This is a genomic window from Saccharothrix hoggarensis (assembly GCF_042678885.1).
Lineage (GTDB): Bacteria > Actinomycetota > Actinomycetes > Mycobacteriales > Pseudonocardiaceae > Actinosynnema > Actinosynnema hoggarensis.
The window spans coordinates 1-17,867 of record NZ_JBHTLK010000143.1; the positions used below are offsets into that span (position 1 = coordinate 1).

General features: G+C 72.4%; 14 protein-coding genes. 4 read left to right on the top strand and 10 right to left on the bottom strand.

Annotated features, from left to right (window positions below):
• On the top strand, positions 1-3,287 hold a 3,287-nt coding region (locus ACFQ3T_RS23775; protein ID WP_380726003.1), incomplete at its 5' end, for a TM0106 family RecB-like putative nuclease.
• Between the two features lie 90 nt (positions 3,288-3,377).
• On the opposite strand, the gene ACFQ3T_RS23780 is transcribed toward ACFQ3T_RS23775, so the two are convergent.
• The 4 genes from ACFQ3T_RS23780 to ACFQ3T_RS23795 all read right to left on the bottom strand — a co-directional run bounded on the left by ACFQ3T_RS23780 (position 3,378) and on the right by ACFQ3T_RS23795 (position 7,760).
• Positions 3,378-4,331: an ABC transporter substrate-binding protein gene (locus ACFQ3T_RS23780; RefSeq protein ID WP_380726005.1), complete on the bottom strand. Its 954-nt coding sequence runs from the start codon at positions 4,329-4,331 to the stop codon at positions 3,378-3,380.
• 18 nt (positions 4,332-4,349) lie between these two features.
• Positions 4,350-5,102: an amino acid ABC transporter ATP-binding protein gene (locus ACFQ3T_RS23785; protein WP_380726029.1), complete on the bottom strand. Its 753-nt coding sequence runs from the start codon at positions 5,100-5,102 to the stop codon at positions 4,350-4,352.
• Positions 5,102-5,995 carry an amino acid ABC transporter permease gene (locus ACFQ3T_RS23790; protein ID WP_380726007.1) on the bottom strand — a complete coding sequence of 298 codons (894 nt, stop codon included), beginning with the start codon at positions 5,993-5,995 and terminating at the stop codon, positions 5,102-5,104. Before ACFQ3T_RS23790 ends, ACFQ3T_RS23785 begins: the two co-directional genes overlap by 1 nt.
• 697 nt (positions 5,996-6,692) lie before the next feature.
• On the bottom strand, positions 6,693-7,760 hold the full coding sequence (locus ACFQ3T_RS23795) for an alkene reductase (RefSeq protein WP_380726009.1): 1,068 nt from the start codon (positions 7,758-7,760) through the stop codon (positions 6,693-6,695).
• A gap of 112 nt (positions 7,761-7,872) precedes the next feature.
• Here ACFQ3T_RS23795 and ACFQ3T_RS23800 point away from each other — a divergent pair, with 112 nt between their 5' ends.
• Positions 7,873-8,370, top strand: a complete 498-nt coding sequence (locus ACFQ3T_RS23800; protein WP_380726011.1) for a MarR family winged helix-turn-helix transcriptional regulator — start codon at positions 7,873-7,875, stop codon at positions 8,368-8,370.
• Here ACFQ3T_RS23800 and ACFQ3T_RS23805 read toward each other — a convergent pair.
• The 6 genes from ACFQ3T_RS23805 to ACFQ3T_RS23830 all read right to left on the bottom strand — a co-directional run bounded on the left by ACFQ3T_RS23805 (position 8,367) and on the right by ACFQ3T_RS23830 (position 14,820).
• Positions 8,367-9,887 carry a glycoside hydrolase family 13 protein gene (locus ACFQ3T_RS23805; protein ID WP_380726013.1) on the bottom strand — a complete coding sequence of 507 codons (1,521 nt, stop codon included), beginning with the start codon at positions 9,885-9,887 and terminating at the stop codon, positions 8,367-8,369. The two genes, ACFQ3T_RS23800 and ACFQ3T_RS23805, sit on opposite strands and share 4 nt — an antisense overlap.
• 26 nt (positions 9,888-9,913) lie before the next feature.
• The gene (locus ACFQ3T_RS23810) at positions 9,914-10,753 is read right to left on the bottom strand and encodes a carbohydrate ABC transporter permease (RefSeq protein WP_380726015.1); all 840 of its coding nucleotides are present in this window, start codon (positions 10,751-10,753) and stop codon (positions 9,914-9,916) included.
• The gene (locus ACFQ3T_RS23815; RefSeq protein ID WP_380726017.1) at positions 10,750-11,619 is read right to left on the bottom strand and encodes a carbohydrate ABC transporter permease; all 870 of its coding nucleotides are present in this window, start codon (positions 11,617-11,619) and stop codon (positions 10,750-10,752) included. The genes ACFQ3T_RS23810 and ACFQ3T_RS23815 overlap by 4 nt, the downstream gene beginning before the upstream one ends.
• The gene (locus tag ACFQ3T_RS23820; protein WP_380726019.1) at positions 11,619-12,971 is read right to left on the bottom strand and encodes an ABC transporter substrate-binding protein; all 1,353 of its coding nucleotides are present in this window, start codon (positions 12,969-12,971) and stop codon (positions 11,619-11,621) included. The genes ACFQ3T_RS23815 and ACFQ3T_RS23820 overlap by 1 nt, the downstream gene beginning before the upstream one ends.
• Before the next feature lie 218 nt (positions 12,972-13,189).
• Positions 13,190-14,191: a LacI family DNA-binding transcriptional regulator gene (locus tag ACFQ3T_RS23825; protein WP_380726021.1), complete on the bottom strand. Its 1,002-nt coding sequence runs from the start codon at positions 14,189-14,191 to the stop codon at positions 13,190-13,192.
• Complete coding sequence (locus ACFQ3T_RS23830) at positions 14,188-14,820, bottom strand: enoyl-CoA hydratase/isomerase family protein (RefSeq protein ID WP_380726023.1); 633 nt, start codon at positions 14,818-14,820, stop codon at positions 14,188-14,190. Before ACFQ3T_RS23830 ends, ACFQ3T_RS23825 begins: the two co-directional genes overlap by 4 nt.
• 81 nt (positions 14,821-14,901) lie before the next feature.
• Between ACFQ3T_RS23830 and ACFQ3T_RS23835 the strand changes: the two genes are divergently transcribed.
• Both ACFQ3T_RS23835 and ACFQ3T_RS23840 read left to right on the top strand, forming a co-directional pair.
• The gene (locus ACFQ3T_RS23835) at positions 14,902-15,456 is read left to right on the top strand and encodes a hypothetical protein (protein WP_380726025.1); all 555 of its coding nucleotides are present in this window, start codon (positions 14,902-14,904) and stop codon (positions 15,454-15,456) included.
• Between the two features lie 244 nt (positions 15,457-15,700).
• A partial coding sequence (locus tag ACFQ3T_RS23840) for a type 2 lanthipeptide synthetase LanM family protein (RefSeq protein ID WP_380726027.1) occupies positions 15,701-17,867 on the top strand: 2,167 nt, incomplete at its 3' end.

Consider the following 17,867-nt stretch of genomic DNA (forward strand, 5'->3'; position numbering starts at 1 on the left):
CCGCCCGCCACGGCCACGCGCACGAGCAGGCCGTCCTGGCCCGCTTCCGCGCCGAGCACGACGTGGTCGAGATCCCGCAGCCCGCGCCGACCCACGACGCGCTCACGCACGCCGCCGGGCTGACCGCGGCGGCCATCGCGTCCCGCGCGCCGGTGATCTACCAGGCTGTCTTCTACGCCGACGGCTTCCAGGGCCGCGCCGACTTCCTCGTCGCCACCGACCGCGGCTACGAGCCGCACGACGCCAAGCTGGCCCGGCACGCCACCCCGGCCGCCGTCGTCCAGCTCACCGCGTACGCCGACGCGCTCGGCGCGCAGGCGGGCCCCGCCATGCACCTCCTGCTCGGCGACGGCTCCACCCGGACGTTCCAGGTCGCCGACTTCCTGCCGCTGGTCCGCGACCTCCGGCAGCGGCTCCGCGACCGGGTCGCCGGCCCCGCGTCCCTGCCCGCACGGCTGTGGGACGACGAGCGGCCCGCCTGCGCGACGTGCCGGTTCGGCCGCCACTGCGCCACCGGACGGGAACGGGACCGCGACCTGTCCCTGGTCGCCGGCATCCGCACCGACCAGCGGCGCAAGCTCGCCGCGGCGGGTCTCGGCACGATCGACGCGCTGGCCAACGCCACCCGCGCCGACCGGCCCGCGACGATGTCCGCCGCGACGTTCACCGGGTTGCGCGCCCAGGCCGCGTTGCAGGTCATCCAGGACGACTCGCGCACCGAGGACGACCCGACCGGCAAGGTCGCCTACGAGGTGGTCGGGCCGGAGGCCCTGGCCGCGCTGCCCGCGCCCAGCCCCGGCGACCTGTTCTTCGACATGGAGGGCGACCCGTTCGCGCTCAACGGCGAGGGCCTGGAGTACCTGTTCGGCGTGGTCGACGCCGAGGAGAGGTTCACGCCGTTCTGGGCGCACACCCGTCCGCAGGAGAAGGCGGCGTTCGAGCGGTTCGTCGACTTCGCCACGAAGGCGTTGGAAGATCACCCGGACGCGCACGTCTACCACTACGCGCCGTACGAGGTGAACGCGCTCAAGAAGCTCGCCGCGCTGCACGGCACGCGTGAGGACGCCGTCGACCACCTCCTGAGGTCCGGCGCGCTGGTCGACCTGTACGCCGTGGTGCGCAAGGCGTTGCGGGTGTCCCAGCGGTCGTACTCGATCAAGTACCTGGAACCGCTGTACATGCCGTCCGCCCGCGCGGGCGACGTGACGACCGCGGTGTCGAGCATCGAGGCGTACGAGGAGTTCCTGGCGCTGCGGACCTCCGACCCGGCGCGCGCGGAGGAGGTGCTCGCCGGCATCGCCGACTACAACACGTACGACTGCGTGTCGACGCTCGGCCTGTACCGGTTCCTGGTGGAGGTGCGCGCGGAGGCGGGCATCGAGCCGCACGTGCCGGAGCCGTCGTTCAGCGAGGAGGTCGAGGACGAGATCGCGGCCCAGCGCCGGGCCGAGCGGGCCGAACGGCTCGCCGCCGTCGTCGACCCGCTGCTGGAGGGCCTGCCCGACAACCCGGCCGAGGCCACCGACGACGAGCGGGCGCGGGCGCTGCTGGCCGCCGCCGTCGGCTACCACCGGCGCGAGACCAACCCGGCGTGGTGGGACTTCTTCCGGCAGGTGGCGGCGCCGCTGAGCGAGTTGGAGTCCGACAGCGCGTGCGCGGTGCCGGTGTCGGTGCGGGCGCAGGACTGGGCGATGCCGTCCGGCCGGGTCCGCAAGGCCAAGCGCGAGCTGCGGGTGTGGTGCGACCCGGACCGGCCGCACCCGTTCGCGTCGGGCGAGCAGGTCCGGCTGCTCTACCCCGGCACGCCGAACCGCACCCGTGACGCGGTGGTGCTCGCCGAGTCGGCCGAGGACATGGTGCTCGTGGAGAGCGTCGCACCGGACGACGTCCACGGGGAGCTGCCCGTCGCCGTGCTGCCGGGCAGCCCGGTCCGGCCCACGCCCAAGGACGAGGCCGTCTACGAGCTGGCGCGGTCGGTCGTGGACGGCCTGCCGTCGCTGCCGCCGCACCCCGGCGTCGACCTGGTCCGCCGCACGCCGCCGCGCCTGAGGACCGGCTCGCTGCCACGCGGCGGGGACGTGATCACCAACGTCATCGCGGCGGTCGACGCGCTGGACGGCTCGACGTTGGCCGTGCAGGGGCCGCCCGGCGCGGGCAAGACGTACCTGGCGGGACGGCTGATCGCGCACCTGATCCGCGGTGGGCGCAGCGTCGGCGTGACGTCGAACAGCCACAAGGCGGTGGAGAACGTGCTGAGCGCGGCCCTGGCGGCGGGCCGTGAGCTGGGCGTGCCGATCCCGACGGCGAAGCGCGCGAAGGGCGCGCCCGCGAAGGACTGCGCGTGGGAGCAGCCGCGCGACAACCCGGCGCTGGTGCGGTGGCGGAACGACCAGGGCGGCGGGCACCTCGTCGGCGGCACGGCGTGGACGTTCGCCAACGCGGCGCTGCGGGAGCAGCCGTTCGACGTGCTGATCGTGGACGAGGCGGGGCAGTTCGCGCTGGCCGACGCGCTGGCCGTGTCGACGTGCGCGCGGAACCTCGTGCTGCTCGGCGACCCGCAGCAGTTGCCGCAGGTCGTGCAGGGCACCCACCCGGCGGGCGCCGAGGCGTCCGCGCTCGGGCACCTGATCGGCGACGCCGACGTCATCCCGCCCACCCTGGGCTACTTCCTCGACCAGACGCGGCGCATGCACCCGGCCGTGTGCGAGCCCGTGTCGAACCTGTCGTACGCGGGGTTGCTGCACGCCCACCCCAGCGCCGGTCTGCGGGGCGTCGCGGGCGTGCCGCCCGGCGTGTACCTGCACTCGGTGGCGCACTCGCACAACACCACGTCGTCCGCCGAGGAGGCCGCGGCGGTGGTCGGCGTGGTGCGCGCGCTGATGGGTCGCATGTGGACGGACGGGTCGAACGCGCGGGCGCTGGACGACTCGGACATCGTCGTCGTGGCGCCGTACAACCTGCAGGTGCGGCTGGTGAGGCGCGAGTTGGAGAAGCACGGCTACGAGCACGTGCGGGTCGGCACGGTGGACCGGTTCCAGGGCCAGGAGGCGCCGGTCGTCATCACCACCATGACGTCGTCCGCGGCCGTCGACCTGCCGCGCGGCCTGGACTTCCTCCTCTCCCGGAACCGGTTGAACGTCGCGTTGTCGCGGGCGCAGGCCGTCGCCGTGGTCGTCTGCTCGCCCCGGCTGGTGGAGGCGGACATCCGCGACGTCGACCAGCTGCGCCTGGTGTCGGGCATGATCGGGTTGATGGCGGACGCCAGGAGGTGGGACGTCGAAGCCTGAGGCGGCGTGTGCGGAGAGTGGTGCAACGTCGTTCGACGATGACAACAGGGGCCCCCTGGGCGGGGACCCCTGCGTGAGCGTCGGAACCCGTTACGACTTCGGCAGGCCCGGCGGGTTGATCTCGGACTTCTCCACCGCCTCGTCCGCCAACCCCCACCGCTCCAGCACCTCGGCGTACTTCCCGGTCGCGATCAGGTGGTCCACGGCCTCCGCCACCGGCTCCACCAGGCCGCTCCCCTTCTTCGTCGTCGCGGCGATCTTGCCGACGATCTCACCGCCGCCGGAGAACGTGCCGATCACCTCGGTCTTCCCCGACGTCGCCACGTGGTACGCCGAGGTCGGGTTCGGGCCCAGGTACGCGTCGATCCGCCCCGACTCCAGCGCCAGGTAGTAGTCGGCCGCGTTCTGGAAGTACTTGATGTCCGTGGTCGGCAGGCCGCGCGCCTCGTTCGCCTTGCTCCAGTCGACCAGGATCTTCTCCTGGTTCGTGCCCGACCCGACCGCGATCACCTTCCCGGCCACGTCCTCCGGCCCGTCCACGCGCCACGTCCCGCCCTTCACCGCCTCGAACGCGAGCGTGTCCAGCCGGTACGTGGCGAAGTCGTACTTCTCCTTCCGCGCCTCGGTGACGGTGATGTTCGAGATCCCCAGCGGGTACGCGCCGCTGTCCAGCCCGACGAACAGGTTCTCCCACGACGTCACCTCCAGCTGGGCCTCCAGCCCGAGCACGCCCGCGATCAGCACCGCGATGTCGGTCTCCACCCCGATCGGCGTCTTGTCGTCCGTCGCGTAGAACCGCAACGGCGGCGCGGTGCCGGCGGACCCGGCCACCACGAGCTTCCCGCCCGCCCGGAACCGCTCCGGCACCTTCGCCGCGATCGAGTCCACCTTGGACGCCGTCACGCGCTTCTGGTCGGGGCCGAGCTCGACGGTCTTCCCGCCGGCCACGACCTGGTCCTCGCCCACCGCGCCGTCGGCTCCCGCGCACGCCACCGACGCCAGCGCGACGGCGGCCACCAGGGCGGTGATCCTCAAGAAAGACAACGAACTCTCCTCACACGATCAGAGCACTTTGGACAGGAACGCGCGGGTGCGCGGGTGTTGCGGGTCGTCGAGGACCTCGGCCGGCGTGCCCTGCTCGACGACGACGCCGCCGTCCATGAACACGACGGTGTCCGCGACCTCGCGGGCGAAGCCGATCTCGTGGGTGACCACGACCATGGTGGTCCCGCCGCGCGCCAGGTCCTTGATCACGTCGAGCACCTCGCCGACCAGCTCCGGGTCGAGCGCGGACGTCGGCTCGTCGAACAGCAGCACCTTCGGCTCCAGCGCCAGCGCCCGCGCGATGGCCACGCGCTGCTGCTGCCCGCCGGACAGGTGCCGCGGGTACGCCGCCTCCTTGTCGGACAGGCCGACGCGCGCGAGCAGCCGCAACGCCTCCGCCCGGGCCGTCGCCACCGGTTTTCCCTGCGCGGACACCGGGGCCTCCACGACGTTCTCCAGCACGGTCAGGTGCGGGAACAGGTTGAAGTTCTGGAACACGAACCCGATGTGCGTGCGCTGCCGCAGCACCTCGCGCTCCCGCAGCTCGTAGAGCTTGTCGCCGCGCTGCCGGTAGCCGATCAGCTCGCCGTCGACGCGCACCAGGCCGCGGTCGACCTTCTCCAGGTGGTTGATGGTGCGCAGCAACGTCGACTTGCCCGACCCGGACGGCCCGAGCACGACGACCACCTCGCCCGCGCCGACCTGGAGGTCCACGCCGCGCAGGACCTCGTTGTCGCCGAAACTCTTGTGGACACCGCGCACGTCCACCATCACCTCGCCCACTTCCACCCCTCCTGGTCCCTGGTCGCGCCCTTGGCGTAGTGCTTCTCGACGTAGTGCTGGACGACGGACAGCAGCGTGGTCAGCGCGATGTACCAGGCGGTGGCGACCATGAGCAGCGCGACGACCCGCGCGTTGCGGCCGTAGATGACCTGCACCTGGTAGAACAGCTCGCCGATGGCCACCACGGACACCACCGAGGTGCCCTTGAAGAGGCTGATCACCTCGTTCGTCGCGTTGGGCAGGATGGACCGCATCGCCTGCGGCAGCACGATCCGGCGGAACTGGCGGGTCTTCGGGATGCCGAGCGCGGCGGCGGCGTCGAGCTGGCCGTGGTCCACCGAGATGACGCCGGAGCGGACGATCTCCGCCGCGTACGCCGCCTGGTGCAGCGCCAGGCCGAGCACGGCCGCGCCCATCGGGCTGATCAGGTCCTTGGTGTCGACGCCGAAGAACGTCGGGCCGAACGGGACGCCGAAGTGCAACTCCTGGTACAGGTAGGAGATGTTGAACCAGAACAGCAGTTGCACGATCAGCGGGATCGAGCGGAACGCCCAGGTGTAGGTCCAGCTCACCGCCGCGAGGAACCGGCTGCGGGACAGGCGCATCAGCGCGAGCACGAGGCCGAGCGCGAAGCCGATGACGGTGCCGTACAGCGTCAGCTCCAGCGTCACCAGGACGGCGTCGAGCACGGACCTCGCGGTGATGTACCGGGCGAACGTGGTCCAGTCCCAGCCGGGGTTGGTGACCAGGCCGCTGACGAACTGCGCCGCCAGGACGAGCACGACGACGATGCCCACCCACCGCCACGGGTGGCGGACGGGCACGACCTTCGGCACGGGCGGGTCGTGGGCACGCAGGCGTGGTTGTGCGGACACGCTCATGGTGGGGTCCTTCAGGAACGGGGCGGAGCCCGCGGCGGTGGTGCCGGCGGGTGCGGGTGTGAGAGGTGCGGGGTGCGAGAGTTGCGGGGTGCGAGGGGTGTGCGCCCGCGTCGGGAGCGCCGCGTCGGTGTCGATCGCGGCGGCAGCGGTGTCCGGTGTGTCAGGAGCTGCGACAGATGGCGCTGGAGACCCGGCCGAAGTCGACGTGCCTGCGGGAGCGGAGGACGGTCATCGCTCTCTTCCCTTCACACGGCCGGACTGGGCGGGCGGCGGAAACGTAGCCACTTCGCCGCCGTGCGAACAAGGGCGCCCACGTGCTGAACCGCGGCGACAGGTGGTTGACAAGCGGCGAGGTGACCCGAATCGACCAAGGTCGCGGGTGAACACCTCGCGGCCGGCGTTCCTGCTCCTCGGGGCGGCGTGGTCGTGCCGGCCGTGCTGCGCCGCCGGCTCAGGGGATGACCCCGCAGCGCCCCCGGCCTACGGGAGCACCTGGATCTTGCGTCCCTGCCCCGCCCGGAACCGGGACAGCGCCGCCGCGTAGTCCGCGAGCGGCAGGCGGTCGCCGATGAAGACGTCCGGGTCGAGCACGCCCGCGAACAGGTAGGCCGCCCGGTCGTCGGCTGCCCGTTCCCGCCCGGCGGGTGGCGCGCGAAGGCCCCCGGGCGCGGAACCCAGGGGCCTCGGGAGCGGTGGATCAGACGGTGGCGAGGGCCGGGTAGTCGAGGTAGCCCTGGTCCGTGCCGCCGAAGAACGACGTGGGGTCGGGCGTGTTGAACGGGCCGCCGTTCGCGAGGCGGACCGGCAGGTCGGGGTTCGCCAGGAACAGCACGCCGAAGCTGACCGCGTCGGCGACGCCCTCGTCCACCAGGGCCAGCTGCTCGGGGCCGGTGACGCCGTCCGGCGTGAACGGGTTGAGGATGAGCGCGCCGGAGAACCGCTCGCGCAGCCGCAGCGTCAGCTCGCGCTCGTCCTGCTCGGCGATGTGCAGGTAGGCCAGGCCGATCGGGTCGATCGCGTCGACCAGGACCGGGTACAGCTCGTGGTGCGTCTCCTCGGCGATGTCGTTGTACCGGTTGCCGGGGGAGATCCGCAGGCCGACGCGGTGCCCGCCGATCGCCGCGGCCACCGCGCGGACGGTCTCCACGACGAACCGGGTGCGGTTCTCCACCGAGCCGCCCCACTCGTCGTCGCGCCGGTTGGTGTTGTCGGCGAGGAACTGGTGCAGCAGGTAGCCGTTGGCGCCGTGCAGCTCGACCCCGTCGAACCCGGCCTCGACGGCGTTGCGCGCGGCGGTGGCGAAGTCGGCGACGGTCGCCTCCACCTCGGCGGACGTCAGCTCGACCGGCGTGACGTAGTCGGCCATCCCGGCGGGGGTGAACACCTGGCCCGCCGCGCGCACCGGCGAGGCGCCGACGGGGTGCAGGCCGTCGGGCAGGACGCTCGGGTGGCCGATCCGGCCGGTGTGCATGAGCTGCGCGAAGATCCGCCCGCCCGCCGCGTGGACCGCGTCCGTGGCGCGGCGCCAGCCCTCGACCTGCGCGTCGCTGTGCAGCCCCGGCGTGTACGGGTAGCCCTGGCCGACCACGGACGGCTGGATGCCCTCGGTGATGATCAGCCCGGCGCCCGCCCGCTGGGCGTAGTACTCGGCCATGGCCGCGGTCGGCACGGTGTCGTACGCGCGGCTGCGCGTCATCGGCGCCATGACGATCCGGTTGGACAACTCGACGCCGGCCAGGTGCCACGGTTCGAAGGCGGTGCTCATCGCGATTCCTCCACTGCTCGGGTTTACCTGTCCGAACAGCTAACTGCACCAAGTCTATTCCGGATCAGCCACTGTGACGGCACTCACTCACCGGGGGGACTAGAATCGAACCGTGACCCCGACCGGACAAAACCCCACGTCAGGCCCGAATCCGCCGTCCGCCGAACACAGTCCGGTCAGCTTCGCCATCTTCCGGGTCGCCCGCCTGCACCGCCTCCTCGCCGCTCAGCTGCTCAGACAGGCAGGTCTGCACCCAGGCCAGGAGTTGGTGATGATGCACCTCTGGGACCGGGGCCCGCAGCGGCAGGCCGACCTGTGCGCCGTGCTGGGCTCCGACTCGCCCACCATGACCAGGACCGTGCAACGGCTGGAGCGCGCGGGCTTCGTGCGCCGCTCCCCCGACCCCGGCGACGGCCGCGCCACGATCGTCGAGCCGACCGCGGCCAGCCAGGCGCTGCGCCAGGACGTCGAGCGCATGTGGCGGGCGCTCGAAGAGGCCACGCTGGACGACATGGACGAAGACCAGCAGGCCGAGACCCTGAGGGTGCTCGGCCTGCTGGAGTGCAACCTGGCGCGCCGGGCGCACCGGGCCGCCGATCGACCGGACTAGCCGGCCAGCCGGAGCCAGGCGGCGGTGTCCGGCGGCACGGCACCGTCCACGAGCGGGCCGCTGGCCAGCAGCACGCGCTCGTGGTCGGGGAGGGCGACGGGCGAACCGGACAGGTTCAGCACGCACGCGAACCCGGCGCCGCGGGTGAACGCGACGACGCCCGGCCCGAGGTCCAGCCACTCCATCGGGCCGTCGCCGAGCGCGTCCTCCGCGCGCCGCAGCGCCAGCACGGCCCGGTAGTGGGCCAGCATCGAGTCCGGGTCGCCGGTCTGCGCGGCCACCGACAGCGACCGCCAGCGCTCCGGCCGGGGCAGCCACGACGGGCCGTCGTCGCCCCACGGGAGCGGCACCCGGCACCCGTCACGGCCGCGGTCGGTGTGCCCGGACCGCACCCACACCGGGTCCTCGCGCAGCTCGTCGGGCAGGTCGTCCACCTCCTCCAGCCCCAGCTCCTCGCCCTGGTAGACGTACACGCAGCCGGGCAGCGCGGTGGTCAGCATGATCGCCGCACGCGCGCGCTTCACGCCCAGCTCCAGGTCCGTCGGCGTGAGGTGCTGCCGCCGGCCGAAGTCGAACGAGGTGTCCTCGCGGCCCATCCGCGACACGTGCCGCGTCACGTCGTGGTTGGACAGCACCCACGTGGGCGGCGCGCCGACCGGCGCGTGGGCGGCCAGCGTGGCGTCGATGACCCGCCGCAGCTCGCCGGGTTCCCACGGGCAGCACAGGAAGTCGAAGTTGAACGCCGAGTGCAGCTCGTCGGCGCGCAGGTACCGGGCGAACCGCTCCGGGTCGGGCAGCCACATCTCGCCGACGAACACCCGGTCGTCCGGGTACTCGTCCAGCACCCGCCGCCACGACCGGTAGATGTCGTGCACGCCGTCCTGGTCGGAGTACGGCAGGTCGGCGTCGGGCTTGGAGAAGTCCTTCACCAGCCCGTCCGCCACGTCGATGCGGAACCCGTCCACGCCCCGGTCCAGCCAGAACCGCAGGATCGACTCGAACTCGGCCCGCACCTCCGGGTTGGTCCAGTTCAGGTCGGGCTGCTCGGGGCTGTACAGGTGCAGGTACCAGCTGCCGTCCGGCGCCTGGCTCCACGCCGGGCCGCCGAACCGGGACTGCCAGTCGTTGGGCGGCTCGTCGCCCTCGTGGAACCAGAACCGGTCACGCCCCTCCCCCCGCAGCGCCTCCTGGAACCACGGGTGCCGGTCCGAGCAGTGGTTGGGCACGATGTCGATGATCACCCGCAGCCCGACCGCGTGCGCCTCCCCGATCAGCTTCTCCGCCTCGACGAGCGTGCCGAAGACGGGCTCGATGTCGCGGTAGTCGGCGACGTCGTAGCCGCCGTCCGCCAGCGGCGACGGGTACCAGGGGCTGAGCCAGATCGCGTCCACACCCAGCTCGGCGAGGTAGGGCAGCTTCTGCCGAAGTCCCGCGAGGTCCCCGATCCCGTCGCCGTTGCCGTCGGCGAAGCTGCGCGGGTACACCTGGTAGATGGCCGCACCGCGCCACCAGTTCATGTGGAATCCTCCCTCGTCGGTGTGTTTCAGCCCTTCACGCCACCGGCGGTGAGACCCGCCAGGACGTGCCGCTGGAACACCAGGAACAACCCGATCACCGGCACGCTGGACAGCACGAGGCCCGCCAGCATGAGGTTGACCGGTGTGTCGGGGGCGAAGCGCTGCAGCGCCACGCTGAGCGTCTGCCGCGCCGGGTCGGGGAACACCAGCAGCGGCCAGATGAAGTCCTTCCACGCGGCCACCACCGCGAAGATGGACACGACGGCCAGGATCGGCCGGGACAGCGGCAGCACGATCCGCCACAGCATGGTGAACTGGCCGGCGCCGTCGATCCGCGCCGCCTCCAGCACCTCGACCGGCAGCTGGTCGAAGAACCGCTTGAGCAGGAACACCGTGAACGCGTTGGCCGCCCCCAGCAGCCACAGCGCCAGCGGGTTGTTGAGCAGCCCGAGGTCGGCGATGGTCAGGTAGGTGGGCACCAGCAGCACCGCGGCGGGCATCATCAGCGTCAGCAGCATCATGCCGAGGATGCCCTTGCCCAGCACGGGTTTGAGCCGCGACAGGGCGTAGGCGGCGGGCACGTCGACGGCCAGCTGCACCGCCCACACGCCGACCGCGACGACGATCGTGTTGAGGAAGTACCGGCCCAGGTCCATCAGGTCCCACGCCTCGGCGTACGTGCCCGGCACCCACGTCTCGGGCAGGATCGTCGGCGGCACGCGGGCCAGCTCCGCGGCCGGTTTCATGGCCGAGACGACCACCCACACCAGCGGCACCACGAAGATCGCGGTGAGCACGACGGTGGTGACCACCATGACGGCCGTGTAGCCGGCGCGGTTGCGCCCCGGCGCGATCAGCGTCCTCACGCGTCCGCCTTCCGCGTCACCCGCAGGTACAGCGCGGTGAACGCGCCGAGCACCAGCAGCAGCAACAGGCTCAGGGCACTCGCCGTGCCGAAGTCGTTGTAGTAGAAGGCGTACCGGTAGAGCAGCAGCAGGACGGTGACGGTGGAGTCCTCCGGGCCGCCGCCGGTCATCACGTACGGCTCGGTGAACACCTGCATGGTCGCCACGACCTGCAACAGCATCAGCACCAGCAGCACGAACCGGGTCTGCGGGACGGTGACGTGCCACAGCCGGCGCAGCACGCCCGCGCCGTCCAGCTCCGCCGCCTCGTACAGGTCGCCGGGGATGCCCTGCAGCGCGGCCAGGTAGATCAGCGTGGCCGTGCCCAGGTTGGCCCACGTCGCCACGACCACCAGCGACAGCATCGACGTGTCGGCGCTGTCCAGCCACGCCGCGCCCTCCAGCCCGAGCCCGCGCAACACCGAGTTGAGCAGGCCCGGACCGGGGTCGTACAGCCACTTCCAGATCAGCGCGGCCACCACCGGCGGCAGCATCACCGGCAAGTAGACGATGAGCCGGAAGTACGCCTTGAAGTGCCGCAGCTCGTTGAGCACGACCGCGAGCAGGAACGGCACCACGAAGCCGAACACCAGCGCCAGCGCGGTGAACAGCAGGGTGTTGCGCCACGCCGTGGCGAACAGGGGGTCGGCGAAGAGGCGTTCGAAGTTCTCCCAGCCGACCCACGTGGGGTCGGAGACGAAGTCGACCTGCTGGAAGCCCAGCACGGCCCCACGCGCGATGGGGTACCAGGAGAACACCGCGAAGCAGATCAGCGCGGCGGACAGGAACCCGTACGCGGTCAGGTTCTCCGCGACGCGGCGGCGCATCACTTGACCTGCGCCAGGACCGGGTTCACCTTGGCCTCGGCGTCCGCCAGCAGCGTGGCCGGGTCGGCGTCGCGGTCGGTGAGCACGGCCTGCATGACGTTGTCGAGGATCGCGTACACCTGCTGGGCGTTCGGCGGCTCGATCCGGCCCTTCGGCGCGGCGTCCACGTAGGACTTGAAGTTCGCCACCGGCACGGTCGCCAGCTTCTCCTTCAGCTCGGCCTGCCTGGCCGCGATGTCACCGGTCCAGACGTCGGCGACCGGCGGCACGGGCAGGCCGATCGGCTGGCCCTGGTCCTTGTACCGCTGGAGGTTCTTCTCGAACCGGTCCGGGTTGAGGAACTTCCACTGGATCCACTTCAGGCCGGCCTTGATCTTCTCCGGCGTCGCCTTCGGGTTGAGCATGTAGCCCTCGCCGCCGATGAGCGTGCCCTCGCCGTCCGGGATGGCGGTCAGGCCGTAGTTCGCGTAGTCGCCCTTGAACTGGTTGACCAGGACGGGGACGTTGTCCGGCGCGGCGAGGTACATGCCGAGCTGGCCCGCGCCCATCATCTGCTGGACGTCCTCGATGACGAGCAGCTGCTTCTCGCCCATGGTGTTGTCGGTCCAGCGCATGTCCTTGAGGTGCTGGAGGACTTCGCGGCCCTTGTCGTTGTTGAAGTCCGCGACCCACTTGTCGCCGTCCTGGCGGGCGATCGCGCCGCCGACGGAGTACATCCACGCGGTGAAGTGCCAGCCGCCCTGGTTGTTCTTGCTGTACTCGGCGAAGCCGACCTTGTTGCCGCCCAACGCGGTGATCTTCTTCGCGGCCTCGCGGACCTCGTCCCACGTCTTCGGCGGCTGGTCGGGGTTCAGGCCGGCCTCGGCGAACAGCGCGCGGTTGTAGAGCAGCCCCATCGAGTAGTTGGCGGTGGGGATGCCGTAGACCTTGCCGTCCTTGCTGAAGACGTCCCGCAGCTCCGGCCGGATGGCGGAATAGTGGGGCACGTCCTTGACGTAGTCGGTGATGTCCGCGGCCTGCTTGCGGGCGATGAGGTTGGCCGGGTCGGTGAAGTACGCGTAGTAGACGTCTTCGAGCTGACCGCCGGCGAGCTTCGCGGAGAACGTCTTGGGGTCCATGAACCCCTCGTGCGGCTCGATGTCGATGTCCGGGTTCGCGGCCTCGAACTCGGCCACGTCCTCGTCGAACACCTTGCGCTCGAACGCCTGCGTCTGCGGCGGCTGCCCGTTGACGGAGAGGACGACCTTGCCGCCAGCGGCCGGCTCGGCCGTCCCGGAGCACGCGACGGCGGTCAGGCTCAGGCTTCCCGCCAGCAGCAGTCCCGCCGCTCTGCGGAGGCTGGATGAGTTCATGGGGGCGGACCTTCCTCGGTGTGGTGTGGCGCACACGGTAGGTCCGCCCACCTCGTATCCGCAAGATGTCTACGAGATTTCGCAACTTCATGACATCAATCTGTAAGCTACCGGGGCGGATTCGTCCGATCACGCACGGTCGCGTGTCGCCTTTGCGCACGCGCACAGCAAAAAGCCGCCCACCGCGGACGGTGGACGGCTTGCGCGGGTCGGAAGGGCTAGCGGGGCGCGGGCGCGGTGGAGGACCGGACGACCAGCTCCGGCTCGAAGAGCAGCTCCTCGTCCGGCACGGGAGTGCCCGCGATCTGGTTCGCCAGCAGCTCGACGGCCGCCCGCCCCATCGCCTCGATCGGCTGGCGGACCGTCGTCAGCGGCGGCTCGGTGCACGTCATGAGCGGCGAGTCGTCGTACCCGACCACCGACACGTCGTGCGGCACGCGCAGCCCGTGCCGCCGCACGGCGCGCACCGCGCCCAGCGCCAGCGGGTCCGACGCGCACACGACCGCCGTGACGCCGCGGTGCAGCAGCCGGGTCGCCGCCGCCTGCCCGCCCTCCAGCGAGAACATCGCGTGCTCCTCGAACAGCTCCACCCCCGCCGCCTCGGCGCACGCGACCAGCGCGGTCAGCTTGCGCCGGGACGGCATGTGGTCCGACGGGCCGAGGACGGCGCCGATCCGCACGTGCCCCAGCGCCACCAGGTGCCCGAACGCCTGCTCGACCGCCACCGCGTCGTCGCACGACACGCGCGGGAACCCGAGGTCGTCGATGGCCGCGTTGACCAGCACCGCGGGCAGCTTGCGCCGCGTCATCTGCCGGTAGTGGTCGTGCGAGGCGTCCGCCTGCGCGTACTGGCCGCCCGCGAACACCACGCCGGACACGTGCTGCTCGAACAACAGCTCCAGGTAGTCGGCCTCGGTCACGCCGCCGGCCGTGCGGGTGCACAGGACGGGGGTGAAGCCGCGCTGCGCCAGCGCGTTGCCGACCACGTCCGCGAACGCCGGGAAGATCGGGTTCTGCAGCTCCGGCAGCACCAGGCCGACCAGGCGGGCGCGTTCGCCGCGCAGCTGCGTCGGCCGCTCGTACCCGAGCACGTCGAGCGCGGTGAGCACGGCCGACCGCGTCGCGTCGGACACGCCGGGCTTGCCGTTGAGGACCCGGCTGACCGTCGCCTCGCTCACGCCGACCTTCGCGGCCACTTCGGCCAACCGCCGTTGCGTCATGGAGCAACTATACGGCAGGACTTACGTTGGACTTGCGCGGACTTGCACTGGTTTGCGAGCTCCAGCGCGGTCCGCAGCACGGCGGACGACGGCACGACCCGGTCCACCAGCCCGAGGCGCAACGCCTCCTCGGCGGTGACGCGGCGCGCCACCAGCACCCGGACGCCGGCCGCCTCCCCGCAGGTCCCGACGTCGCCCGTCCCCGCGCCGCCCGTCGCCTCTCCGCACACCACTTCACCGCAGATCACCCCACGGCAGGTCACCCGGTCGTCGGTCACCCGGCCGAGACCGCCCTCGGCGGCCAGCACCCGCAGGTCGCACGCCATCGCCAGTTCCGCCGCCCCGCCGGACGCGCTGCCGCCGATCGCCGCGACGACCGGCACCGGCAAGTTCGCGAGCTCGTCCCGCACCCGACGCAGCGACGCCGACTGCGCCTCCCGCTCCGCCGCCGGCGTCCGGACCAGCTGTTTGATGTCCGAACCGCACAGCCCGGGACCGACCAGCAGCACGGCCGCGCGCGCCTCGGCGACGGCGGGCGACAACGCGCGCACGTCGGGCAGCACGGCGTCCGAGGGCTCGTCGATCCGGATGACCGCGATCCCCCCGGAATCCTCTAGTGAGACGGTCATGAGGCGGACATCGTGGCCGAGGATTCCCCCGGTTGTCATGTTCCGCCCCACTATCGAGTGACGTCGGGGTACAACTCCCCTGTGAAACGGTGGCTGGTGGCAGCGGTGGCGGTGGTCGGGCTGACCGGCTGCGCGTCGCCCGTGGCGGGCCGGGCGGTGGCGGGCCCCACGACGTCGGCGGCCGCCGGGAACCCGGAGGTCGTCCGCTGGGTGAACAACTACTGCGCGATGGCGAACTACCTGGTCGCCTCGGCCGGGGTGACGCTCGACCAGGAGGCGTCGGCGGACCCCGCGACGGCGAAGAAGTCCGTCAGCGACTCCCTCGGGCGCGTGGTGGACGTGCTGGACGTCGCGCTGCACGACCTCGAAGGGCTGACCCCCGCGCCGACACCGGCCGCCGACACCGCCGTCGAGGTGGTCAGCGAGCCGCTGACCAGGGCGCGGGACAAGTTCGTCTCGGCGAAGGCGACCGTGGACGGCGCGGCCGAGATGACGCCCGACGTGTTCTCCACCGTCATCCAGGACATGACCGAGGCGGTCACCGTGATGCAGGAGGGCGTGGAGAAGATCGGCGTGGTGTCCCTGCCGGACGAGTACCGGGACGCCGCCGAGCACGCCGAGGAGTGCGGCTCCTAGCCGGACCGGCACGGCGCGGGTGACCTGCGACGGAACCGTTTCCGCACATGTGCGGTCCCGCGGCGCGCGGCCCGCAAATCTGGGGGCACTGCCCCCATGTGCGCCGGGGCACGCGCGTGACACGTTGTGCGGCGTGTTCCCCTCCGCCGTTGACCGGCCCGCCGCCAGCTGGTGGCTCGGTGGTGTCCGGAGGATTCCCCGAGAGCTGGTCGTCCCGTGCGGGCGGCCATCATGGGCCGCGTTCGTGGAACGCGCCACCGCGACCGCGGCCCATGCAGACTTCACCGAGGGCGCCTGGGACGAGGCGTTCGCCGCCGCGCTGCGCCCCCTGGTGCGCGCCGCGGCGTCCCGCGACCCGCGGCTGGGCGACGACTTCGCCCGCGCGCTCGGCAAGCGGCTGGCCCGGATCGCCGCCCGCACCCTGGTGCTGGAGCTGAACCTGGAACGGGTCGGCCGCCGGCTCGTCGGCGACACCCCGCAGGACCGGTTCGCCGACTTCGTCCGCAAGGTCGACCTGACCGCGCTGTTCGCCCGCTACCCGGTGCTGGCCCGGCTGCTCGGGCAGGCCTGCCTGAACGCGGTCGAGGCGCACGTCGAGCTGCTGGACCGGTTCGCCGCGGACCGGGCGGACATCGTGCGGACCGTCCTCGACGGCCGCGACCCCGGCACGCTCGTGCACGTGGAGACCGGCAAGGGCGACCCGCACGGGCGCGGCCGGTCGGTGGCAGTGCTGACGTTCGCCGACGGCCGCCGGGTCGTCTACAAGCCGCGGCCGGTGGCGCTGCACCGCGCGTTCGCCGACCTGGCGGCGTGGTTCGACGGGCACACCGGGGTCGACCTGCGGCTGCCGCGCGCGCTTGCCCGCCCGGGGCACGGGTGGCTGGAGTACGTCGAGCACACGCCGTGCGCGGACGTCAGCGAGGTGGGCCGGTTCTACCACCGCCTCGGCGCGCTGATCGCGCTGCTGTACGCGGTGGACGGCACGGACATGCACTACGAGAACCTCGTCGCGGCGGGCGACCAGCCGGTGCTGGTGGACGTGGAGACGCTGTTCCACCCCACGGTCGGCATCCCGGCCGACCCGGCGGTCGTCGCGCTGGCCCGGTCGGTGCACCGGACCGCCGTGCTGCCGCGGGTGCTGCTGGGCGAGCACGGCGCGGTGGACATCGGCGGCATGGGCGGCGACCACGGCGACCGGTTCCCCGCCGACGGCGCGGCGTGGCTGCACCCCGGCACGGACCGGATGCGGCTGGTGCGCCGGCCCGCGCCCGTGCCGCCCGCGCACAACCGGCCCGTCGTGGACGGCCGCGAGGCCGAGCCCGCCGACTACCAGGGCGCGCTGCTGGCCGGGTTCCGGGTCGGCTACGACGCGCTGTACGACCACCGCGCCGAACTCCTCGGCCCGGACGGCCTGCTGAGCCGGTTCGCCGACCTCCCGGTGCGGTTCATCCCGCGGATGACGCACCTGTACGCGACGCTCCTCGACGAGTCGACCCACCCGGACGCGCTGCGCGGCGCGCCGGACCGGGAGGACGCGCTCGACCTGCTGTGGGACGACTCCGGGCAGGAGGACGTCCTGCGCGCCCTGGTGCCGCACGAGATCGGCGACCTGTGGGCGGGCGACGTGCCGCTGTTCACCACCCGGCCGGGCAGCCGGGACGTGTGGACGTCCACCGGGGAACGGCTGCGCGACGTGCTGCCGGTGTCCGGGCTGGACTCCGTCACGGCGAAGGTCGCCGCCCTGGACGAGGTGGACAAGCACGACCAGCAGTGGTTGATCAGCGCCGGGCTGGCGAGCCGGCCGAAGCCGGTCGACCACCGCACCGGCGCGGGCGTGGACGTGCCGCTGGAGCCGGGCATCCCGGACCCGCAGCGGCTGCTGGTGGCGGCCTGCGGCATCGCCGACGAGGTGCTGGCGCACGCGGCCACCGCCGCCGGCCGGGTCAACTGGGTCGGCCTGGAACTCGTGGACGACCGGCACTGGGCGGTCGCCCCGATGGGCGCGGGACTGTCCAACGGCTACACCGGCGTCGCGTTGTTCCTGGCGCAGCTGGGCAAGCTCACCGGCGCGTCCCGCTACACCGAGTACGCCCGCGACGCGCTCGCGCCGATCCCCGGCCTGCTGGCCGCGTTCGCGGAGGACACCGAGCTCGCGGTCGCCGTGGGCAGCGGCGCGTTCCACGGGCTGGGCGGCATCTGCTACGCGCTGGCGCGGCTGGCGACCCTGCTGGACGACGACGAGATCGCGGGCTGGCTGCGGACCGCCGTGGACGTCGCGGCCACCGTGGAGAAGGTCGGCGAGGACCCGGCCAACCTGGTGGAGGGCTGGGCGGGCGGGCTGGCCGCCATGCTGGCCGTGCGCGCGGAGACCGGGTTGCCGGCGGCGGGCGCGGTGGCCCGCGCCTACGCGG

Excerpts from the sequence above, each read along its gene's own strand:
- ACFQ3T_RS23785 (WP_380726029.1), bottom strand. The coding sequence starts at position 5,102 with ATGGTGGACGTGCGCGGTGTCCACAAGAGTTTCGGCGACAACGAGGTC.
- ACFQ3T_RS23790 (WP_380726007.1), bottom strand. The coding sequence starts at position 5,995 with ATGAGCGTGTCCGCACAACCACGCCTGCGTGCCCACGACCCGCCCGTG.
- ACFQ3T_RS23795 (WP_380726009.1), bottom strand. The coding sequence starts at position 7,760 with ATGAGCACCGCCTTCGAACCGTGGCACCTGGCCGGCGTCGAGTTGTCC.
- ACFQ3T_RS23805 (WP_380726013.1), bottom strand. The coding sequence starts at position 9,887 with ATGAACTGGTGGCGCGGTGCGGCCATCTACCAGGTGTACCCGCGCAGC.
- ACFQ3T_RS23815 (WP_380726017.1), bottom strand. The coding sequence starts at position 11,619 with ATGCGCCGCCGCGTCGCGGAGAACCTGACCGCGTACGGGTTCCTGTCC.
- ACFQ3T_RS23820 (WP_380726019.1), bottom strand. The coding sequence starts at position 12,971 with ATGAACTCATCCAGCCTCCGCAGAGCGGCGGGACTGCTGCTGGCGGGA.
- ACFQ3T_RS23825 (WP_380726021.1), bottom strand. The coding sequence starts at position 14,191 with ATGACGCAACGGCGGTTGGCCGAAGTGGCCGCGAAGGTCGGCGTGAGC.
- ACFQ3T_RS23830 (WP_380726023.1), bottom strand. The coding sequence starts at position 14,820 with ATGACCGTCTCACTAGAGGATTCCGGGGGGATCGCGGTCATCCGGATC.